This is a genomic window from Dactylosporangium cerinum (genome assembly GCF_042653625.1).
GTDB lineage: Bacteria > Actinomycetota > Actinomycetes > Mycobacteriales > Micromonosporaceae > Dactylosporangium > Dactylosporangium cerinum.
Genome location: NZ_JBHSIU010000086.1, coordinates 47,047 through 63,418, shown reverse-complemented (window position 1 = coordinate 63,418; position 16,372 = coordinate 47,047). Strand labels below are relative to the sequence as shown.

Annotated in this window: 15 protein-coding genes, 1 tRNA gene and 1 pseudogene; 3 read left to right on the top strand and 14 right to left on the bottom strand. The window is 71.3% G+C overall.

The window, feature by feature from the left end:
- Positions 1-226: 226 nt before the first annotated feature.
- The 3 genes from ACFPIJ_RS49215 to ACFPIJ_RS49205 all read right to left on the bottom strand — a co-directional run bounded on the left by ACFPIJ_RS49215 (position 227) and on the right by ACFPIJ_RS49205 (position 3,510).
- Positions 227-2,761, bottom strand: coding sequence for a putative bifunctional diguanylate cyclase/phosphodiesterase (locus tag ACFPIJ_RS49215; protein WP_380126423.1), 2,535 nt, complete (start codon positions 2,759-2,761; stop codon positions 227-229).
- Between the two features lie 70 nt (positions 2,762-2,831).
- Positions 2,832-3,038: a hypothetical protein gene (locus tag ACFPIJ_RS49210; protein WP_380126422.1), complete on the bottom strand. Its 207-nt coding sequence runs from the start codon at positions 3,036-3,038 to the stop codon at positions 2,832-2,834.
- Positions 3,039-3,198: 160 nt separating this feature from the next.
- A complete protein-coding gene (locus tag ACFPIJ_RS49205; protein ID WP_380126421.1) occupies positions 3,199-3,510 on the bottom strand; it encodes a hypothetical protein in 312 nt (103 codons plus the stop codon).
- A gap of 117 nt (positions 3,511-3,627) precedes the next feature.
- On the opposite strand from ACFPIJ_RS49205, the gene ACFPIJ_RS49200 reads away from it, so the two are divergent.
- The gene (locus ACFPIJ_RS49200; protein ID WP_380126420.1) at positions 3,628-4,710 is read left to right on the top strand and encodes a hypothetical protein; all 1,083 of its coding nucleotides are present in this window, start codon (positions 3,628-3,630) and stop codon (positions 4,708-4,710) included.
- A 363-nt stretch (positions 4,711-5,073) separates the two neighbouring features.
- On the opposite strand, the gene ACFPIJ_RS49195 is transcribed toward ACFPIJ_RS49200, so the two are convergent.
- Positions 5,074-6,300 carry a hypothetical protein gene (locus ACFPIJ_RS49195; protein ID WP_380126419.1) on the bottom strand — a complete coding sequence of 409 codons (1,227 nt, stop codon included), beginning with the start codon at positions 6,298-6,300 and terminating at the stop codon, positions 5,074-5,076.
- Positions 6,301-6,390: 90 nt separating this feature from the next.
- Positions 6,391-6,612, bottom strand: coding sequence for a hypothetical protein (locus ACFPIJ_RS49190; protein ID WP_380126418.1), 222 nt, complete (start codon positions 6,610-6,612; stop codon positions 6,391-6,393).
- 18 nt (positions 6,613-6,630) lie between these two features.
- On the opposite strand from ACFPIJ_RS49190, the pseudogene ACFPIJ_RS49185 reads away from it, so the two are divergent.
- Positions 6,631-6,840 (top strand): annotated as a pseudogene (locus tag ACFPIJ_RS49185) (hypothetical protein); the annotation flags it as partial.
- Positions 6,841-6,972: 132 nt separating this feature from the next.
- Here the strand turns inward: ACFPIJ_RS49185 and ACFPIJ_RS49180 are convergent.
- A tRNA-Tyr gene (locus ACFPIJ_RS49180) sits at positions 6,973-7,053 on the bottom strand.
- 100 nt (positions 7,054-7,153) lie between these two features.
- On the opposite strand from ACFPIJ_RS49180, the gene ACFPIJ_RS49175 reads away from it, so the two are divergent.
- Positions 7,154-7,648, top strand: coding sequence for a YajQ family cyclic di-GMP-binding protein (locus tag ACFPIJ_RS49175; RefSeq protein ID WP_203845059.1), 495 nt, complete (start codon positions 7,154-7,156; stop codon positions 7,646-7,648).
- A 4-nt stretch (positions 7,649-7,652) separates the two neighbouring features.
- On the opposite strand, the gene ACFPIJ_RS49170 is transcribed toward ACFPIJ_RS49175, so the two are convergent.
- From ACFPIJ_RS49170 to ACFPIJ_RS49135, 8 genes are all read right to left on the bottom strand, one after another.
- Positions 7,653-7,802: a hypothetical protein gene (locus tag ACFPIJ_RS49170; protein ID WP_380126417.1), complete on the bottom strand. Its 150-nt coding sequence runs from the start codon at positions 7,800-7,802 to the stop codon at positions 7,653-7,655.
- An 86-nt stretch (positions 7,803-7,888) separates the two neighbouring features.
- A complete protein-coding gene (locus ACFPIJ_RS49165; RefSeq protein ID WP_380126416.1) occupies positions 7,889-9,094 on the bottom strand; it encodes an MFS transporter in 1,206 nt (401 codons plus the stop codon).
- An 87-nt stretch (positions 9,095-9,181) separates the two neighbouring features.
- Entirely contained in the window at positions 9,182-10,054 is an 873-nt protein-coding gene (gene htpX, locus ACFPIJ_RS49160) for a zinc metalloprotease HtpX (RefSeq protein ID WP_380126415.1), read from the bottom strand.
- A gap of 421 nt (positions 10,055-10,475) precedes the next feature.
- On the bottom strand, positions 10,476-11,990 hold the full coding sequence (locus ACFPIJ_RS49155; RefSeq protein ID WP_380126414.1) for an NADH-quinone oxidoreductase subunit N: 1,515 nt from the start codon (positions 11,988-11,990) through the stop codon (positions 10,476-10,478).
- A gap of 103 nt (positions 11,991-12,093) precedes the next feature.
- Positions 12,094-13,605, bottom strand: coding sequence for a complex I subunit 4 family protein (locus tag ACFPIJ_RS49150; protein WP_380126413.1), 1,512 nt, complete (start codon positions 13,603-13,605; stop codon positions 12,094-12,096).
- A complete protein-coding gene (locus ACFPIJ_RS49145; protein WP_380126412.1) occupies positions 13,602-15,488 on the bottom strand; it encodes an NADH-quinone oxidoreductase subunit 5 family protein in 1,887 nt (628 codons plus the stop codon). The genes ACFPIJ_RS49150 and ACFPIJ_RS49145 overlap by 4 nt, the downstream gene beginning before the upstream one ends.
- Positions 15,485-15,823 carry an NADH-quinone oxidoreductase subunit NuoK gene (gene nuoK / locus ACFPIJ_RS49140; protein WP_203845054.1) on the bottom strand — a complete coding sequence of 113 codons (339 nt, stop codon included), beginning with the start codon at positions 15,821-15,823 and terminating at the stop codon, positions 15,485-15,487. The genes ACFPIJ_RS49145 and nuoK overlap by 4 nt, the downstream gene beginning before the upstream one ends.
- On the bottom strand, positions 15,823-16,359 hold the full coding sequence (locus ACFPIJ_RS49135; RefSeq protein WP_380126411.1) for an NADH-quinone oxidoreductase subunit J family protein: 537 nt from the start codon (positions 16,357-16,359) through the stop codon (positions 15,823-15,825). The genes nuoK and ACFPIJ_RS49135 overlap by 1 nt, the downstream gene beginning before the upstream one ends.
- Between the last annotated feature and the right edge of the window lie 13 nt (positions 16,360-16,372).

The following is a 16,372-nucleotide window of genomic DNA, read 5'->3' as shown; positions in this document are numbered from 1 at the left end:
GTGTCGCCGGATGGCCTGGCCGGCGGCGCCTGCCTTGCGGCGACTGCCTTGCGGCGCCGCTTGGGTCGTGATCGCCGCGCTCCGGCTGCCTTCCTTCGGAGCCGGGCTTGGGCGTCGCGCCGGCCTCGGAAGCCTCTGAGCGCGCCCTCGCGGCGGCGTCAGCAGCGTCGCTGGGACGCAGGCGGCGTCCGTCTGGGATCGTTGGCACGGAATGCTTGAGGCCGTTTTACGGCACGGCGCGCAGCCAACGAACTTCACCCGCAGGGGCGACGGTGGGGTCAGCGTCGGCCTGGATCTGCAGCCACGACTCGAAGCGCTCGTAGGGCAGCGCACGGCTGAACAGGAAGCCCTGACCCATGTCGCAGTGCATGTCTTCGAGCAGGCCGAGTGTGAGTTCGCTCTCAACGCCCTCGGCGACAACGGCGAGGCCGAAGTGGCGGGCCATGTCCACGACGGTCCGCACGATCGCGAGATCACTCGGCGCGGTGGCCATCCCCTGCACGAAGGTCCGATCGATCTTGACCTCTTGCACCGGCAGGCGGCTGAGGTCGGCGAACGAGGACCGGCCCGCGCCGAAGTCGTCGACGGAGAGCCGCACACCGAGATCACGGAGACGCTTCAGCGCGGGGATGCCACGCCCGCTGGCGAGCAGTTCCTCCTCGGACAGCTCCAGGATGATCCGGTCGGCCGGCACCCCGTGCTCCTGCAGCAGCTCCGACACCTGTAACGGGAAGTCGGCGTCGTTGAGCGTGCGGACCGAGATGTTGACCGCGACGGTGAGCGAACGCCCGGCATCGGCCCATTCACGGGCCCGGCGGATACCTTCGCGGAGCACCACGCCGTTGAGCCGGGACAGCTGACCTGTGTGCTCGGCAACGGAGACGAAGTCCGGCGGAGCGACCTGCCCGTGCACCGGATGCTCCCAGCGGGCCAGGCATTCGACGCCGACCAGCCGGCGGTCCTTGAGTGCGACCTTGGGCTGGAAATACACCTCGAGCTCGCCGGTGTTGAGCGCAGCCTCAAGATCGGCGGCCAGCCCGACCCGGCGGACCGACCGCGACTGCAGGCCCGCGTTGAACATCTGGACGATGCCCCGGGACTTCGCCACCGAGGTAGCCACGACGGCCCGCTGCAGCAGCACCTCGGGCTCCGTGCCGTGGTCGGGGTAGATCGCCACACCGACGTTGGTGTCGACATCGATGGTGAGCGAGTCGATGACCATACGGTCACGCAGGCCCGCCCGCAGCGTATCCGCAACCGCGGCGGCGGCCTCGGCGCTGGCGGTGCGCAGCTCGACCGCGAACTCGTCCCCGCCGACCCGGGCCACCAGCGCACCCTGCGGTGCCAGCCCTCGCAGCCGTTTCGCGACCTGGATCAGCACCTGGTCGCCGGCATCGTGCCCCAGCGACTCATTGACCTCTTGCAACGCGACGACGTCGAACAGGAGCACGGCGACGACCTCGCGCGGGCCCCGGCCGGACATCGCCTCGCCGAGCGCGGTGAGCATCCGCCGCCGGTTCGCCAGGCCGGTGAGCGCGTCGTGATTGGCGTCGAACTGGAGCCGATCGACCAACCGGCTGTTCTCGACCGCCGCGCCGACCTGAACGGACACCGTCTCGAGCAGCTGCACGTCCTCCTTGCCGAACACGACCTTGTCCCCGAGGCGCCCGGCGACCTCCAGGGTGCCGATCGCGACGCCACTGGACCGCAGCGGCACCACGACGACGTCCTTGACCCGGGCTTCCTGCAATGCCGACTGCAGCTCCGGCGCCCCGGCTCTGGGCCCGGCGACGACGGTCTGCCCGGTGCGCATCGCCAGCTGACGGAACAGGTCGGGTGTCGTGGCGCTGTCCAACAGCCCCGGATAGTCGAACCGGGACGACAACATGACCTCATGGTGACGGCCGTGCTCGGGCAGCCACAGGGTCGCCGAGTCCGCGGTCAGCAGCGCCCGCACCCGGCCGAGCAGCACGTCGGGCAGCGTGCCGTCGTGGTTGGTCGCGGCGATGTCCCGGGTCAGCGCGTACATCTCGGTGAGGTTGCGGTGCTGGCGGAAGAACTGCGCATACGAGCGGTAGAGGATGAAGAGCACGATCGCCAACGCGACCAGCAGGAGCGCACCCCATTGGCTGGCCACCAGCGTCAGGAGCATGACCAGGCCCAGCACGATGTTGACGCCCATCACGGCGAAGCCCGGCACCGAGGACTTCAGGAACTGCGGGAGCTGCGCAACGCCCTGCAGCAGCACCATGACGCCCGCGATGGCCGCCAACGTGACCATGTTGCCGGCGAGCACGGCTGCGGCGAGGACCAGCCACGTCAGCGGCGAGCCGCCGCCGTGCAGCCCGAACTCGAAGACGATGAGGTTGGCGGTCGCGATGCCCGCGAAATGGCTGGCCGCGTTGAACGCCAGTTTGTGACCACTGAGGTGCGCGCCGAAGATGTTCCACAGGAGTCCGGCGGCGACCCGCACGACGATGGCGAGCCAGGGCGACAGGTAGAACAGCGCCAGGACGACCGGGATGTCGTTCATCCGGGTCACCAGCGCCTGTCGCCGGATGTCGAAGCGCAGTTCCATCGGCGTGGCGAGCGTCGCCAGCGCCAGCAACGCCAGCGCATACCCGAGGTGATGGCCGACGAGATACGTCCGGTCGGAGAGCAGGATCGGCAACGACAGCAGCGCGCCCAGCAGGAACAATGGGCCAGTGATCAGCCAGGAGTGGCTGTCAGAGCGGCTGACTGGAACCTTTGGAGCCGGCACCCATTCCCCTATTCTTCGGGCATGGAGCCTGATGAATCACTGCTGCGCGGCAGCGGAGATTCGATCCTGACTAGTTCCAGTCCCAGCTTTCGGTGACGTAGACGGGCTCGGTGCTCACCTGGAACCCGCGAACGACGCTGGCCAGCTTCACCGGGGACGCCTCACTGTCTGTGACGCTTGCCTGGGCCACGGTGGCCGACAAGCCGAGGGCTGCGACTGCCACGCCGACCGTCACCGCCAAGCGCGTCATCCACCGACCAAGCGTCGTGTCTCGCATCTGTCGCTCCCATGCGATCGCAGTGACATCAGGGTCCCGTATGGATACCCACGATCCTGCCACAGTCAACGCAGCAACCAACAGTGCGGCGGCGAGGATGACGCGCGCGTGCGTAAGAATCGACCTTTCGGCCGATTCCGACAGTGGCGGTCCGGCTATATCAGCCCGCCCGATCCAGGTCTTGCGCAACTTTTCTGCGGCGCGAGGCGTCAGATCTGGACGCTCGACGCTTCCTGACGGACAGGATCGTCGCCTCGCGGATCTCGCGCCAGCCGGCCTCCGGGTCGACCACGGCCGACTCGATCCAACCGATCGCGTCCTGCTCGGAGCCGAACGACCGCACCCGCAGCCGCCCCTCGGGCCCCCCGCGCCGGAGCTCCACCTGCCACCGGCCGTCGGCCGCGTTGCGCACGAAGACGTCCCGCCGCACGAGCCGGGACCACCGCCCGTTCCACCACTGCCGCTCATTCATGAGTACATCTTAGAACGGGTGTACGACAATTTCGGGGACCTCGGGGCGGGACTCAACCGGTAGCGTGGCGACATATGCCGGGACAGCAGGCACCCTCGCGGGTTGTACCGTGCGCGGATGTCCCGCACATCTCACACCCCGGTCGCCCTCGGGCTGACCGCGGTTGGGCTCGCCGTCCTCGGCCTGGCGGTCCTGCTCTACGGCACCTACATCGGCGCCCGGGACACCCACGCATACATGGTCCAGGACCTCGACCCCGATCTCCCCGCCGACGAGGTCAATGCCTTACTCGCCGCCAGCACGCTCGAGGCCATGCTGCCGGCGACCCTGCTGGTGGCGGGATTGCTGGTGTGCGCGGGGCTGGCGCTGGCGGGCCGGGACGCCGGGCGCGCCGCGCTGGTGTGGCTGTGCGGCGTCGGGTCCGTCGTGACCCTGGTGCTGTACGTCAATCGCGGGCGCCTGCTGGGCGGGTGGGACTTCGTCGTGCGGATCGGCCTGCCGGCGTGGGTCGGTGTGCTCGGCGTGCTGGTGGCCATGATCGCGCTGACCGGGGCGGCGGTCAGCCTCGGCGTTCCGGCCGCCCGCCAGGCGTTCGCGGCGACCGGCACCGACCGGGCCGGCATCGAGCCGGCGGGCCGGACCGGGCCGCCAGCACCGTTGCGGGCCGGCGTATCACGGTTCGCGATGGCCGGCGTGCTCGGTCTTGCCGGGCCCGTCATCCTGATCAGCGACGGCCTGGCGACCGGCGGCCTGGCGGACTTCGCCAGCGTTGCCGGCCTCATCATCCTGGCCGGCACCGGCGCGATCGCTGTCGCGGCCGCCGGCGCGTGCCTCGCGGCGTGGGTCGCCGGGCACGGCTGGCCGAACTGGACGCACATCGCCCGGATCGCCGGGGTGCTGCTGCTGATCCTGCAGATGTTGTCCCTGTACCAGGCCACCCGTACCACCGCCGCCGGCCTGCGCCACGACTTCTTCATCGGCAGTGACCTCAAGCTGATCGGCACGCTGATGCTCGTGACCGCCGTGGCCGGCATCACGGCGACCCTCGGCGGGTTCGCCGGGCTGGCCGACCCGCGCAGCGAGCGGTTCCTGCGACCGGCCAGCCACCCCCCGTATCAGGGTTGGCAGCCCTGGACGGCGGCCGATCCACGACCCGCGGACGACCCGGCGCCAGTGGACGGCTACACCGTCCCTCAGTGACGGCGAGGACCAGGACGACGTGATGCCGAGGTCCAGGACGACGCCGACGAGGCCGACCCGCCGGCCGAGGGCTGATCGGGGCGAAACTTTGCCGCGCATTCGCCGCGACGGGCGAGCTTCGGCTGGTCCAGGTGAGACCGAGTGGGACCGACACGAGAGGGCCGCTACCGGGGTTTCCCCTGGTAACGGCCCTCTTTGTCGTGCCAGTGGCGGGTAGAGGATTCGAACCTCTGTAGCTTTCGCGACGGATTTACTCTCCCGGGGACACGACAGAGATAGGTATCCCCGAGGTGTCCCCGAGATGATGTTGCATTTTCCCTGCCCACGGCCTGTTCGGGGACTCGGGGGACACCGGGGACACTCCTAGAAGTTGACCAGGAACTCGTAGAACGTCGAGACGCCCTCGTTGCCCGCCAGGTCGATCGTCGCCACCTCGAACGCCGGGGTGGGATCCTGCGGGACATACGTGACCGTCGTGGTGCCGCCCGGCTGGTCGAGATAGACCCACCGCCGGTCGCCGGAACTGTTGAAGTACATGAACCCGATGACGTCCCGGTCGCCCCGCGCGTCGAGGGTGAATGTGCCCGGCTCGCCCATCCCGCCGTGCGGCTCGCCGTCCTGCGGGTAGTCGGTCGAACTGATCAGCGCCGTGGTCGTCGGCGGGGTCAGGTCGATCACCAGATAGCAGGTCTTCGACCAGGCCGAGGTGTCGGTGCCGTCGTAGGCCCGCGCGGCCCAGGCGACCACGGTGCCCTCGGCGAGGTCACCGAACATGAGGTAGGTCCGCGCATAGCCCTGCGCACCGCCCTCTCTCGTCTCGTGTCGCTGGTCCGGCGCGGCGACCGGCCACCAGGCGAACGTGACGACCATGGCGGTCGGGGGGTCGGCGTCGGTCACGGTCACGCCGACCTGGGCACCGCGGTTGGCCGGCCGGGGGCGCTCGAGTGTGCCGCAGCGGCCGTCGCGCTCCAGGCCAGGATTGCGCACGACCGGAATGGCGTTGTGGGTGACAAGGGTTTCCGGCTTCGTGATGAGGAACCCGGATCCGGCCACCGCCTCGTCGGCCTGCGCCACGCGCAGTTCGAAGGTGAGCGTCCGATCGCCGCGTGCCCTCGCGGCGGTCACGACGTCGGTCAGGCTCGTGTCCACGAACCAGCCGTCGCAGCCGCGCGGCCACTGCCGGACAAGCTCCAACTCCGTCGGCGCGTTGCGCCAGGTGGGCGTTTGGTTGAGCTTCCCGGTGCGCCACAGCTCGAGCTGCACCGACGTCGTGCAGGCGGCGTCGGGCGTGATGAGTGCCGACAGGTCGGCGTTGCTGAGGCTGTTGCCCTTGAAGCGTGTGAGGTCATAGGTGAAGTAGGAGCGCCGGGTGTGGGTGACGCCGCCGGCGTCGGTGGTCGTGCCGATCGGCAGGTCGCCCGCCGGGTTGACGAACGCGGTCCTCGGCTGTTGAGCCTCGGTGTAGGCCCAGGTCGCAGGCGTGATCATCGTCTGGACGGCGGATGCGGGCTGGGCTCCGGCCACCACTGCGGTGGCGAGCCCGATCGACAGCGCTGCCACGTACGGCAGCGCCCTTCTGATGCGATGCAATTGTCTTCCTCCCCGTTACCGCCCCGGATCTCCCGGGACGGACGGGGTCAGAATAGCGACGGCGATGACTGCGCGCCGCCCGATAGACCCTCACGGCAACCGGGGAAGAATCTCCTTGGCGATGCCGTTGGCGAACTCGACCGGGTGCCGGTCCGGCATCGTCATGACCTCGGTGATGCCAAGCCGGCCGTACGCCTCGACATCACGCAGCCAGGCGTCCGGGTCGACGAGGGCCGGCCGGATGATGAGCGCGGTCTTGACGATCGTGTCGTAGTCGCGGCCCTCGGTGTCGCAGTGGCCGTCCTTGGCCACGGGTCGAGACCGGGCGTGCCGTGCGACCTCCGACACGCCGCAGTGTCGACCTGGCTGAACGCGGGTGTTCCGGCGCCGCAGGTCGCCGAGTGGGCGGGCCACAGCGTGGCTGTGCTGCTGCGGGTGTACGCGAAGTGCATCGTGGGGCAGGGTGCCTCTGCGCGGCGCCGCATCGAGGACGCAATGGGCGGGGACGAACGGGACGTGAGCAGGGACGACGCGGCCTGATCTTGCGCGAAATTTCTCCGCGTATTCTCCGCACGTGGCCGTGGACGGCTGGCTACGGCTGGACATGACTGGACCGCAACAGGACAGCCCCCCACCGGGTTCTCCCTGGTGGGGGGCTGTTTTGCCAGGTTGTGGCGGGTAGAGGATTCGAACCTCTGTAGCTTTCGCGACGGATTTACAGTCCGCTCCCATTGGCCGCTCGGGCAACCCGCCTGGCGGAAGCCAGAATAGCGGTACGCCCCGGGGGCAACGCAAACGGGTACCCTCGGCACGCCCGCAACCGCCAACCGACCGCATCTCAGGAGCATCTGCCATGGCTTCGGCACCCTCGTTCGACATCGTCAGCAAGGTCGACCGGCAGGAGGTCGACAACGCGCTCAACCAGGCCGACAAGGAGCTGGGGCAGCGGTTCGACTTCCGCGGCACCGGCGCTGAGATCAAGTGGGCCGGGGAGGAGACGGTCAGCCTCCAGGCGGAGACCGAGGAGCGCGTGGTCGCAGCGCTCGAGGTCTTCAAGGAGAAGCTGGTCAAGCGCAACATCTCGCTCAAGTCACTCGACGCGGGCGAGCCGCGCGCGTCCGGCAAGACGTACAAGATCGACGCCAAGATCGTCCAGGGCATCGAGTCGGACAAGGCGAAGGAGATCTCCAAGAAGATCCGCGACGAGGGGCCGAAGGGCATCCAGGCGCAGATCCAGGGCGATCAGCTGCGCGTGACCGGCAAGAAGAAGGACGACCTGCAGGCGGTCATCACGCTGCTCAAGGGCGAGGACTTCGGGATCGCGCTGCAGTTCACCAACTACCGGTGACGCGTCAGTCCCGGCGGGCCGGTGGGCGCCGCTCGGGACGCTCGGGGGTCTCCTCGGCGCGGATCAGCACGAAACTGTCGGTGTCACAGATCTCGGTGTCGGGCACTTCCCGGTGATCGGGGTCTGCCAGCACGGCGTGGATCGGCAATGCCATGAGGCGTGACCCTACACGGACGTGCCGTCGGCATCACTCATCTGAGTGATGCCTGCGTGGCGGGCCCGCACCGGCAAGTGGCGGGCTCAGATGGGTGACGCCTGCGTGGCGGCCCGCGCGATCGCACCGCGCGGGTTGGCCGCCACCAGGGCGCCGAACCCGACGGCGGTGCCCGCCACCAGGAACGCCCAGACGACGCCGCCCGGGCGGTCGACCACGAGGCCCATGGCGGCGACGCCGGCCGCGCTGGAGGCCACCGAGACGGTCACCAGCCAGGTGTAGGCCTCGTTGAGCATCGAACCCGGCACGATCTGCCCGACGAGGGAGTTCTGCACGGTGAGCGCCGGCGCGATCGTGGCGCCGCCGACGACGAGAGCGATGCCGAGCGCCAGCGCACTGGGCATCGCGGCGAGCACCAGGATGCTGGCGGCCACCCCGCCGAGCAGCCAGCCGAGGCGTCCCGGCGGGCGGGTGCCGAAGTAGATGCCGCTGACGGCGCTGCCGATGCCCCACACGCCGAGCAGCAGCCCGCCGACGCTTTCGGGGTCGTGTTCGACGTACGCGGTGGCGTACGCGGGCACGGCGACCCCCATGCCACCGAACGCGAACCCGAGGGCGAGCGCGGTCACCAGCAGCGGCGCGAAGCCGGGGACGCGCAGCGGGCCGAGGCCCCTGGCGTTCGTGTGGTCCGCGTGCCGACGCCACGACCGGATGGCCCGGCCACGGGCGACGACCAGCGTGCCGAGCAGGGTGATGCCGGCGGCGGCGCCGAGCGCGACCGCGGGCTGCCACAGCACGACGCACAGCGCGACCAGCATCGGGCCGGCCACGAAGACGATCTCGAACAGCGCCGTCTCGGCCGCGAGCGCCGTCACCCGCACGTGTGGCAGGTCGGCGGTCAGCGCGTTCCAGGTGCCCCGCACTGCGGCGGTCAGCGGCGGGAACGTGGCGCCGGCCACGACGGCCGCGCCGACGATCACGGGCAGCGGCGCCTCCCGCAGCGCGACGAAGATCAGCAGCCCGAGCGCGAGCGGGTGGGCGACGCCGGTGACGATCAGCACCGGGGCCGGGCCGACCCGGTCCGCGAGCCGTCCGGCGACCGGGCTGGCGGCCGCACCGGCGAGCGCGTAGACGGCGCATGCGGCGGCGGCCTGCGCGTATCGGCCGGTGGTCTGCTGCAGGAGCAACAGCAGCGACAACGAGACCATGCCGATGCCGAGCCGGGCGAGCACCCCGACGATCAGCAGAACGGGCGCACCGGGAAGCCGCCATACCGCCGCGTACTGCCGCAACGCCGTGCCTCATCTCGATCTCGGTAACGGGTGAAGAGCCTGCCGATCCTAACGGCAGGCTCCCGTCAACCGATCAGATTTTCCGCGTCAGCGGTGCGTGACTCCCGCCATCTGCTCCAACCTGGACACCCGCTCCTCCATCGGCGGGTGGGTCGAGAACAGCGAGGCGATCCCACCGCTCCGGAGCGGGTTGTCGATCATGAGGTGGGCCTGGCTGGCGAGCTGGCCGTCGGCCGGCAGCGGCAGCGCCTGGGTGCCGCGATGAATCTTGCGCAACGCGCTGGCCAGGGCGAGCGGGTCGGCCGTCAGCCGCGCGCCGGACTCGTCGGCCTGATATTCGCGGCTGCGGCTGATGGCCAGCTGGATCACGGTCGCGGCGAGCGGACCGAGGATGAGCATCAGCAGCAGCCCGCCGATGCCAGGGCCGTCGTCGTCCTGCGACGATCCGCCGATCGGCAGGAAGATGGCCAGCTGCGCGAGCATCGTGATCATGCCGCCGAGCGCCCCGGCGACGCTGGAGATGAGGATGTCGCGGTTGTACACGTGGGACAGCTCATGGCCGATGACGCCGCGCAGCTCGCGCGGGGTCAGGATGCCGAGGATGCCCTGCGTGACGGCGACGGCCGCGTGTTTCGGGTTGCGGCCGGTGGCGAAGGCGTTGGGCTGCATGGTCGGGCTCACGTACAGCCGGGGCATGGGCTGCCCGGCGGATGTGGCCAGCTCCCGCACCATCGCGTAGAGCTCGGGCACCTGCGCCTCGGTGACCGGTTGGGCGTTCATCGCGCGCAGGGCGAGCTTGTCGGAGTAGAAGTAGCTGAACGCATTCATGCCGAGCGACAGGAACACGGCGATGACCAGACCGGTGCTACCGCCGAGCCAATAGCCGACAAGCAGGATCAGCGAGGTCAGCAGCCCCAGGAGGGCCGCCGTCTTGAGACCGTTGAGATGCCTGTGCTGCATATCTCCTACAACACCGCGGGCCGCCGTGCCCCTTCCCCAAGCCAGCTGTGAGCTGCCTGAACGCGGTAGTCCCGACGACCACCCACATCCTTCGACCAAGCGCGCAAGATCGAAAGATCGGGTACCAGGCCATGCCCGCGCCCCGATCCAGGTGATTTGTCCGAGGCTCTTGATCCAACGACGGTGTAGAACCACCGAATGATGACCTCAACGGCGCTGGATCATGCGAGTTCGGACCTGGCTTGGCATCACCGCAACTACGGCACGGACCGGGACCACGCAACCTGTCGCCCGGCCGCCAGGCCGGGCGGAACCACAAGTCCCCGCGCCGTTTGGGCGAATATTTGAAGGTCATGACGACCACAACCGCGGACCGCAACCAGCAGCCCGAAGGCCGGTCCACGGAAACGGCGGGCGGGGATCAGCGGAAGAACGCGGCGAGCTCGAGGACTCCCTGCGGGGCGACTCCGAGCAGCACCGTGAGGACCGCGGCCACCCCGACAGCCACCCCGACCGGCCACCCGACCCGCACCTGCGCACCCGCGGAAGCCGAAACAGCGGAATCCGGCGGAAGCGGCGCGGCGGCGGGAGCGGCGAACAGGATGGCGACGACGCGGACGTAATACGCGAGGCCGATGACCGCGTTGAGCGCGACCACGACCGCCAGCCAGGCCGCGTCGCCGCCGAGCAGGGCGCGGACCACGGCCACCTTGGCGAACAGCCCGGCCAGGCCAGGAGGCAGGCCGGCGAGCCCGGTCAACGCGACCACCAGGACCGCCGCCACCCACGGCGAGCGGCGGGCCAGGCCGCGGTAGTCGGTGACGTCGCCGCCGTCGGTGCTGCCCCGGACGGCGACCACGGCGGCGAAGGCGGCGAACTCCAGGACGACGTAGAAGAGGGCATAGGCGACGGTCGCCGCGACGACGAGCCCGATCGCTTCGGGGGTGCGGCCACCTGACGCCAGGAGCGCGCCGAGCGGGGCGAGCAGATAACCGGCCTGGGCCACGGACGACCAGGCGAGCAGGCGGACCATGCGCCGCTGCCGGAGGGCGACGAGGTTGCCGACGGTCATGCTGAGCACGGCGAGGATCGCGAGGGTCAGTCCTGACGTGGCGAGGACCGGGCCGCCGGCGACCACGCCGACAAGGAGGAGGGCGACGACGCCGCCGAGCTTCGAGGCGGTCGACAGGTAGGCGGCGACCGGCAGCGGGGCGCCGTCATAGGTGGCCGGCGCCCAGGCGTGCGCGGGGACGGCGGCGACCTTGAACGCCAGGCCGGCCAGGAGCAGGACCATGCCGACCTTGAGCAGTGGGCGCAGCTCGGGCGCGCTCGCGCCGGCGTGGGCGATGTCGGCGAGGTGCACGCCGCCGGTCGCGGTGTAGACGAGCCCGGCACCGAGCAGGGCCACGGCCGTCGACACGACGCTGACCACGAAGAACGTGACGGCGGCGGACGCACCCGCGGCCGCGCCGCGCCTGATGCCGACCAGCAGATACAGCGGCAGGGTCAGCGTCTCGAGCGCCACGATCAGCGTGATCAGGTCGCGGGCGCCGCCGAGGACCACCGCGCCGGTCAGCGAGCAGGCGAGCAGGAAGCAGTATTCGCCGACGGGCACCTCGCCGGTGCGCAGCAGCGGCACCGACAGGGCGAGGGCGCCGAGGGCGAGGACCGCGAAGGCGGCACCCACGGCGGCCGCTGCCGGGTCCGAGACCAGCGAGCACTGGTCGGGCCCGACGCAGAACGCGGTGCGCCGCCCGGCCTCGCCGAGGCCGAGACCGACGCCGATCGCGGTGGCCGCGGTCGCGGCCAGGCCGAACGCGGTCGCCCCGACGACGGCGCCGCGCCTGCCGGGCACGAGCAGGTCGACGAGCAGGGCGAGCACGGCGGTGGCCGCGGCGACATACGTCGGCAGGAGCGCGACCTGGTCGATCCTCATCGCCCGACCTCCCCAGCCGGCCCGGAGCCGACCAACTGGCCGGCAGCACGCATGAACGACACCGGACGGGCCGACGGGACCGGCGGCGGCGATGTGGAAAAGGTCATCGGGTGATCACTTCCGCCAGGGCGGCGACCGGGTCGGCGGAGTAGCCGAGGACCAGGGCCGGGACGATGCCGACCGCGAGGGTGAGCACGACCAGCGGGGACCACGCGACCAGCTCGCCCGGGCCCAGGCGCCCCTCCGCGGTGAGGGCGGCGACCGGCGGGGTCGCGGCGCCGTGGGTGACCCGGCGCAGCAGGCGCAGGAAATACGCGGCGGCGAGGGCGGCACCGGCGGCGGCGAGGACGCCGAGCGTGATCCAGAGCGGGCCGCCGCGTTCGAAGGCGGCGAAGACGGCGAAGGCCTCGCCCCAGAAGCCGGCGAGGCCGGGCAGACCCAGGGAGGCGATGGCGGCGAAGGCGAGGACGCCACTGAGTGCGGGTGCGGTCTCGCGGAGGCCGCCGAGCTGGGCGAGGTCGCCGGTGTGCGCGCGGTCCTTGATCCCGCCCGCGACGAAGAACAGCAGGCCGGTGACGATGCCGTGGGCGATGTTGCCGATGAGGGCGGCCTGGAAGCCGGTGGTGGTGAGCGTGGCGACGCCGAGCAGGACGAAGCCCATGTGGCCGACGGACGAATAGGCGATGAGGCGCTTGAGCTCCGTCTGGGCGAGGCAGACCAGGCCGCCGACGATGATGGCCGCGGTGGCCAGGATCCCGAGGACCGGGGCGCTGCGGGCGGCGGCTTCGGGCGCGACGCCGACAGCGACCCGGAGCAGACCATAGGTGCCCATCTTCAGCAGGACGCCGGCCAGGATGACGGAGCCGACGGTCGGGGCCTCCGTGTGCGCGGCGGGCAGCCAGGTGTGCAACGGCCAGAGCGGGCTCTTGACCGCGAAGGCGACGGCGAGCAGCACGAACGCGAACAGCTGCAGGCCGCTGCTCATCGGACGGGTCGCCGGGTCGGTGAGGGCGACCAGGTCGGCGGTGCCGGCGGCGGAGACGACGGTGAAGACGCCGACGAGGAGCAGCACGGAGCCGAAGAGCGTGTAGAGCACGAACTTGCGGGCCGCGCGGCGGCGGTCGGCGCCGCCCCAGACCGCGATGACCGCATACATCGGCAGCAGGACGACCTCGAAGAAGACGAAGAACAGCACCAGGTCGAGGGCGAGGAACACGCCGATGATGCCGACCTCGAGGACGAGCAGCAGGGCCACGAGGAGCCGGCCGCGGCCCGGGTCCGGAACCCGCCAGAGGCAATACGCGCAACAGAGCATCGTCAGGGCACTGGTGAGCGCGACGAGCGGATAGGAGATGCCGTCGACGCCGAGGTGGAAGCGCAGGCTGAGGTCGGGCGCCCACGGCACGTCGATCTCCGCCCACGGAATGATGGCGGCCGTGCCGGACGTGGTGGCGCCGGGCAGGAAGAACAGGGCGGTGCCGAAGGTGGCGGCGGCGAACGCGGTGCCGCCGACCCGGGCTGCGCGGTCGAGCCGGGCCGGCATGGCGGCGGCGAACAGCGCGCCGATCGCGGGCAGGATCAGCAGCGCGAGGAGCAGGGTCTGACCGGTGCTCACCAGGACACCCCCACGACCAGTGCGATGGCGGCGGCGATGACGACCGCGCCGCCGAGGACGGCGCCGGTGGCGCGGGGCAACCCGGCGGTGTGCGCGCGGGCGAGGAGCGCACCGGCGCCGGTGGCCCCGGTGCCGGTCGCGTCGACCGCGCCGTCGACGACGGTCTCGTCGGCGCGCCGGGCGAGCCGCGCCAGGGCCGTCACGGGCCGGGTGACCAGCGCGTCCTGGACGGCATCGAGGTAGAACGCGTTGGCGAGGAGCCGGGTGAGCGCGGTGTCGGGCAGGTCGGCGGCGGGGTCGCGGCGCCAGGCCAGCCCGGCACCGGCGAGCAGCAGCACGAGCGGCACCAGCGGCCCCAGCGTGAACGCGCCGATCTCCGCGATGGGCTGAACGCCGCCGAGCCGCTTGGCGAATGCGGCCGACAGGCCCACGAACCCGAGCAGGACGGTCGGCACGGCGAGGACGAGCAGCGGGCCGCGCATCGCCCACGGCGGCTCGTGTCCTGCGCGGGCGGCGGCACTGCGGGGCTCGCCGAGGAACGTGCGGCGCCAGAGGCGCACGACATAGGCCGCGGTGAGCAGCACGGTGAGCGTGGTGGCGAGGAACACGAGCCAGGCCACCGCCGGGTGCACCGCGATCGGGACGAGGGGCACACTCCCGGGGAAGGACAGCGACTCGCCGCGCGCCGCGTGCCAGGCGGCCTCGATGATCGAGTCCTTGCTGAAGAAGCCGGCCAGCGGCGGGACACCGGCGAGGGCGGCGAGGCCGGCCGTCATCGTCCAGAACGTCACCGGCATGCGGCTGCGCAGCCCGCCCATGGCGGCCATCAGGTTGGTGCCGACGGCGTGGATCACCGCGCCCGCGGCGAGGAACAGCAGCGCCTTGAACGCGGCGTGGGTCAGCAGGTGGAACAGTGCCGCGTCGGGCGCGCCGACGGCGAGGCCGCCGGTCATGTACCCCAGTTGGCTGACCGTCGACCAGGCCAGCACCCGTTTGATGTCGTCCTGGCCGAGCGCGGCGAGGGCACCCAGGAGCATCGTGATCGACGCCATCACGGCGAGCACGGTGAGCGCCGCGCCGGAACGCTCGAACAGCGGGTAGAGCCGGGCCACCACATAGACACCGGCGGCCACCATCGTCGCGGCGTGGATCAGGGCGGAGATCGGGGTCGGGCCGGCCATCGCGTCGGGCAGCCAGGTGTGCAGCGGGAACTGGGCGCTCTTGCCCGCCACGCCGGCCAGCAGCAGCACGCAGGCGGCGGTGACGGTGCCGGCCGGCAGGTCCGCGTGGACCACGTCGGCGATGCGGAAGGTGCCGGCGTGCAGCCCGAGCAGCACGATGCCGATCAGGAAGCCGACGTCACCGACGCGGGTCACGAGGAACGCCTTGACCGCGGCGCGGGGCGCCTCCGGCAGCCGCCGGTCGTGGCCGATCAGCAGATAGGAGCAGATGCCCATGACCTCCCAGCCGACCAGCAGGGCGATCAGGTCACCGGAGACCACCACCAGCAGCATCGCGCCGGTGAACAGGCTGACCTGCGCGGCATAGGGTGCGTAGCGGTCATCGTCGTGCAGATAGGCCACGGAGTAGATCTGCACGCACAGCGCGACCACGCCGACGGCGACCGCGACGAGCCCGGCCGGGCCGTCGAGCCAGGTGCCGAAGGTGACGGAGAGCCGCCCGAAGTCGGCGACGAGGATCCCGGCGTCGGCCTCCCGTGCCCCTCGCAGGGCGACAGCGACCGCGCAGATCAGGGCGACGGCCGCGGCGCCGACGCCGAGCCCGGCGGCGATCCCGCGGCGCCGATACCGCAGGAGCAGCCCGGCGAGGCCGGCGGCCAGCGGGACCAGGGGCAGCGCGAGCCCGAGCAGGTCGACCTTCACCGCGCGACCTCCGCATCCCGGTCGGGAGAGGACTCGGTGAGCGGGAGGTCCTCGACGTCGACGGACCGGCGCAGCCGGTAGAGCTGGAGGATCAGCGCGAGACCCACCCCGATCTCGGCGGCGGCGAGCACGATGATGAACAGGGTGAACGACTGCCCGCTGTGCGGCACGGCCGACCGGATCGTCGCGTCGGCGGTGACCAGGACCAGGTTCACCGCGTTGAGCAGCAGCTCGACCGCCATCAGCAGCAGCACCGCGTTGCGCCGGACGATGACACCGTAGACACCGATGCCGAACAGCAGCGCCGCGATCGTGAACGGCAGGACCGGATGCATCAGCGCCCCCGCGGATCGGGGCGGGAGCCGGTGCGGGGCCCGGCGCTGACGTCGGGGCGGGACACCACGATCGCGCCGACCAGCGCGGCCAGCAGCAGCACCGAGACCAGCTCGAACGGCAGCACCCAGGTCCGGAACACGGCCCCGCCGATCGCCTCCGCGGTGCCGGGCGCGGGCAGCCCGACCCGGCTCCAGTGGAACGCGTCGGCGAAGAGTGCCACCAGGCCGGCGCCGGCGCCGGCCCCGATGAGTGCGCCGGGCCAGCGGACCCGGTCGAGGTCGTCGCTGGCGCCGATCGGCGCCCGGGTCAGCATCACGGCGAAGAGCAGCAGGACCACCACGGCGCCGACATAGAGCAGCACCTGGACCCACGCGAGCAGCTCCGCGGACAGCACGAGATAGAGCCCGGCGACCGCGCCCAGCGTGACGACCAGCCACAGCCCGGCCCGGACCACGTGCCGGGTCGTCACGACCAGCAGGCCGGCACCCAGCGCAACGGCGCCGAGCGCGGCGAGCAGCACGTCCGCCGCAGTCATCCCGATGCCCTCA

Bases quoted from the DNA above. Each gene is read 5' to 3' on its own strand.
- ACFPIJ_RS49210 (WP_380126422.1), bottom strand. From the start codon at position 3,038: ATGCGAGACACGACGCTTGGTCGGTGGATGACGCGCTTGGCGGTGACG.
- ACFPIJ_RS49205 (WP_380126421.1), bottom strand. From the start codon at position 3,510: ATGAATGAGCGGCAGTGGTGGAACGGGCGGTGGTCCCGGCTCGTGCGG.
- ACFPIJ_RS49200 (WP_380126420.1), top strand. From the start codon at position 3,628: ATGTCCCGCACATCTCACACCCCGGTCGCCCTCGGGCTGACCGCGGTT.
- ACFPIJ_RS49175 (WP_203845059.1), top strand. From the start codon at position 7,154: ATGGCTTCGGCACCCTCGTTCGACATCGTCAGCAAGGTCGACCGGCAG.
- ACFPIJ_RS49170 (WP_380126417.1), bottom strand. From the start codon at position 7,802: ATGGCATTGCCGATCCACGCCGTGCTGGCAGACCCCGATCACCGGGAA.
- htpX (WP_380126415.1), bottom strand. From the start codon at position 10,054: ATGCAGCACAGGCATCTCAACGGTCTCAAGACGGCGGCCCTCCTGGGG.
- ACFPIJ_RS49155 (WP_380126414.1), bottom strand. From the start codon at position 11,990: ATGAGGATCGACCAGGTCGCGCTCCTGCCGACGTATGTCGCCGCGGCC.
- nuoK (WP_203845054.1), bottom strand. From the start codon at position 15,823: ATGCATCCGGTCCTGCCGTTCACGATCGCGGCGCTGCTGTTCGGCATC.
- ACFPIJ_RS49135 (WP_380126411.1), bottom strand. From the start codon at position 16,359: ATGACTGCGGCGGACGTGCTGCTCGCCGCGCTCGGCGCCGTTGCGCTG.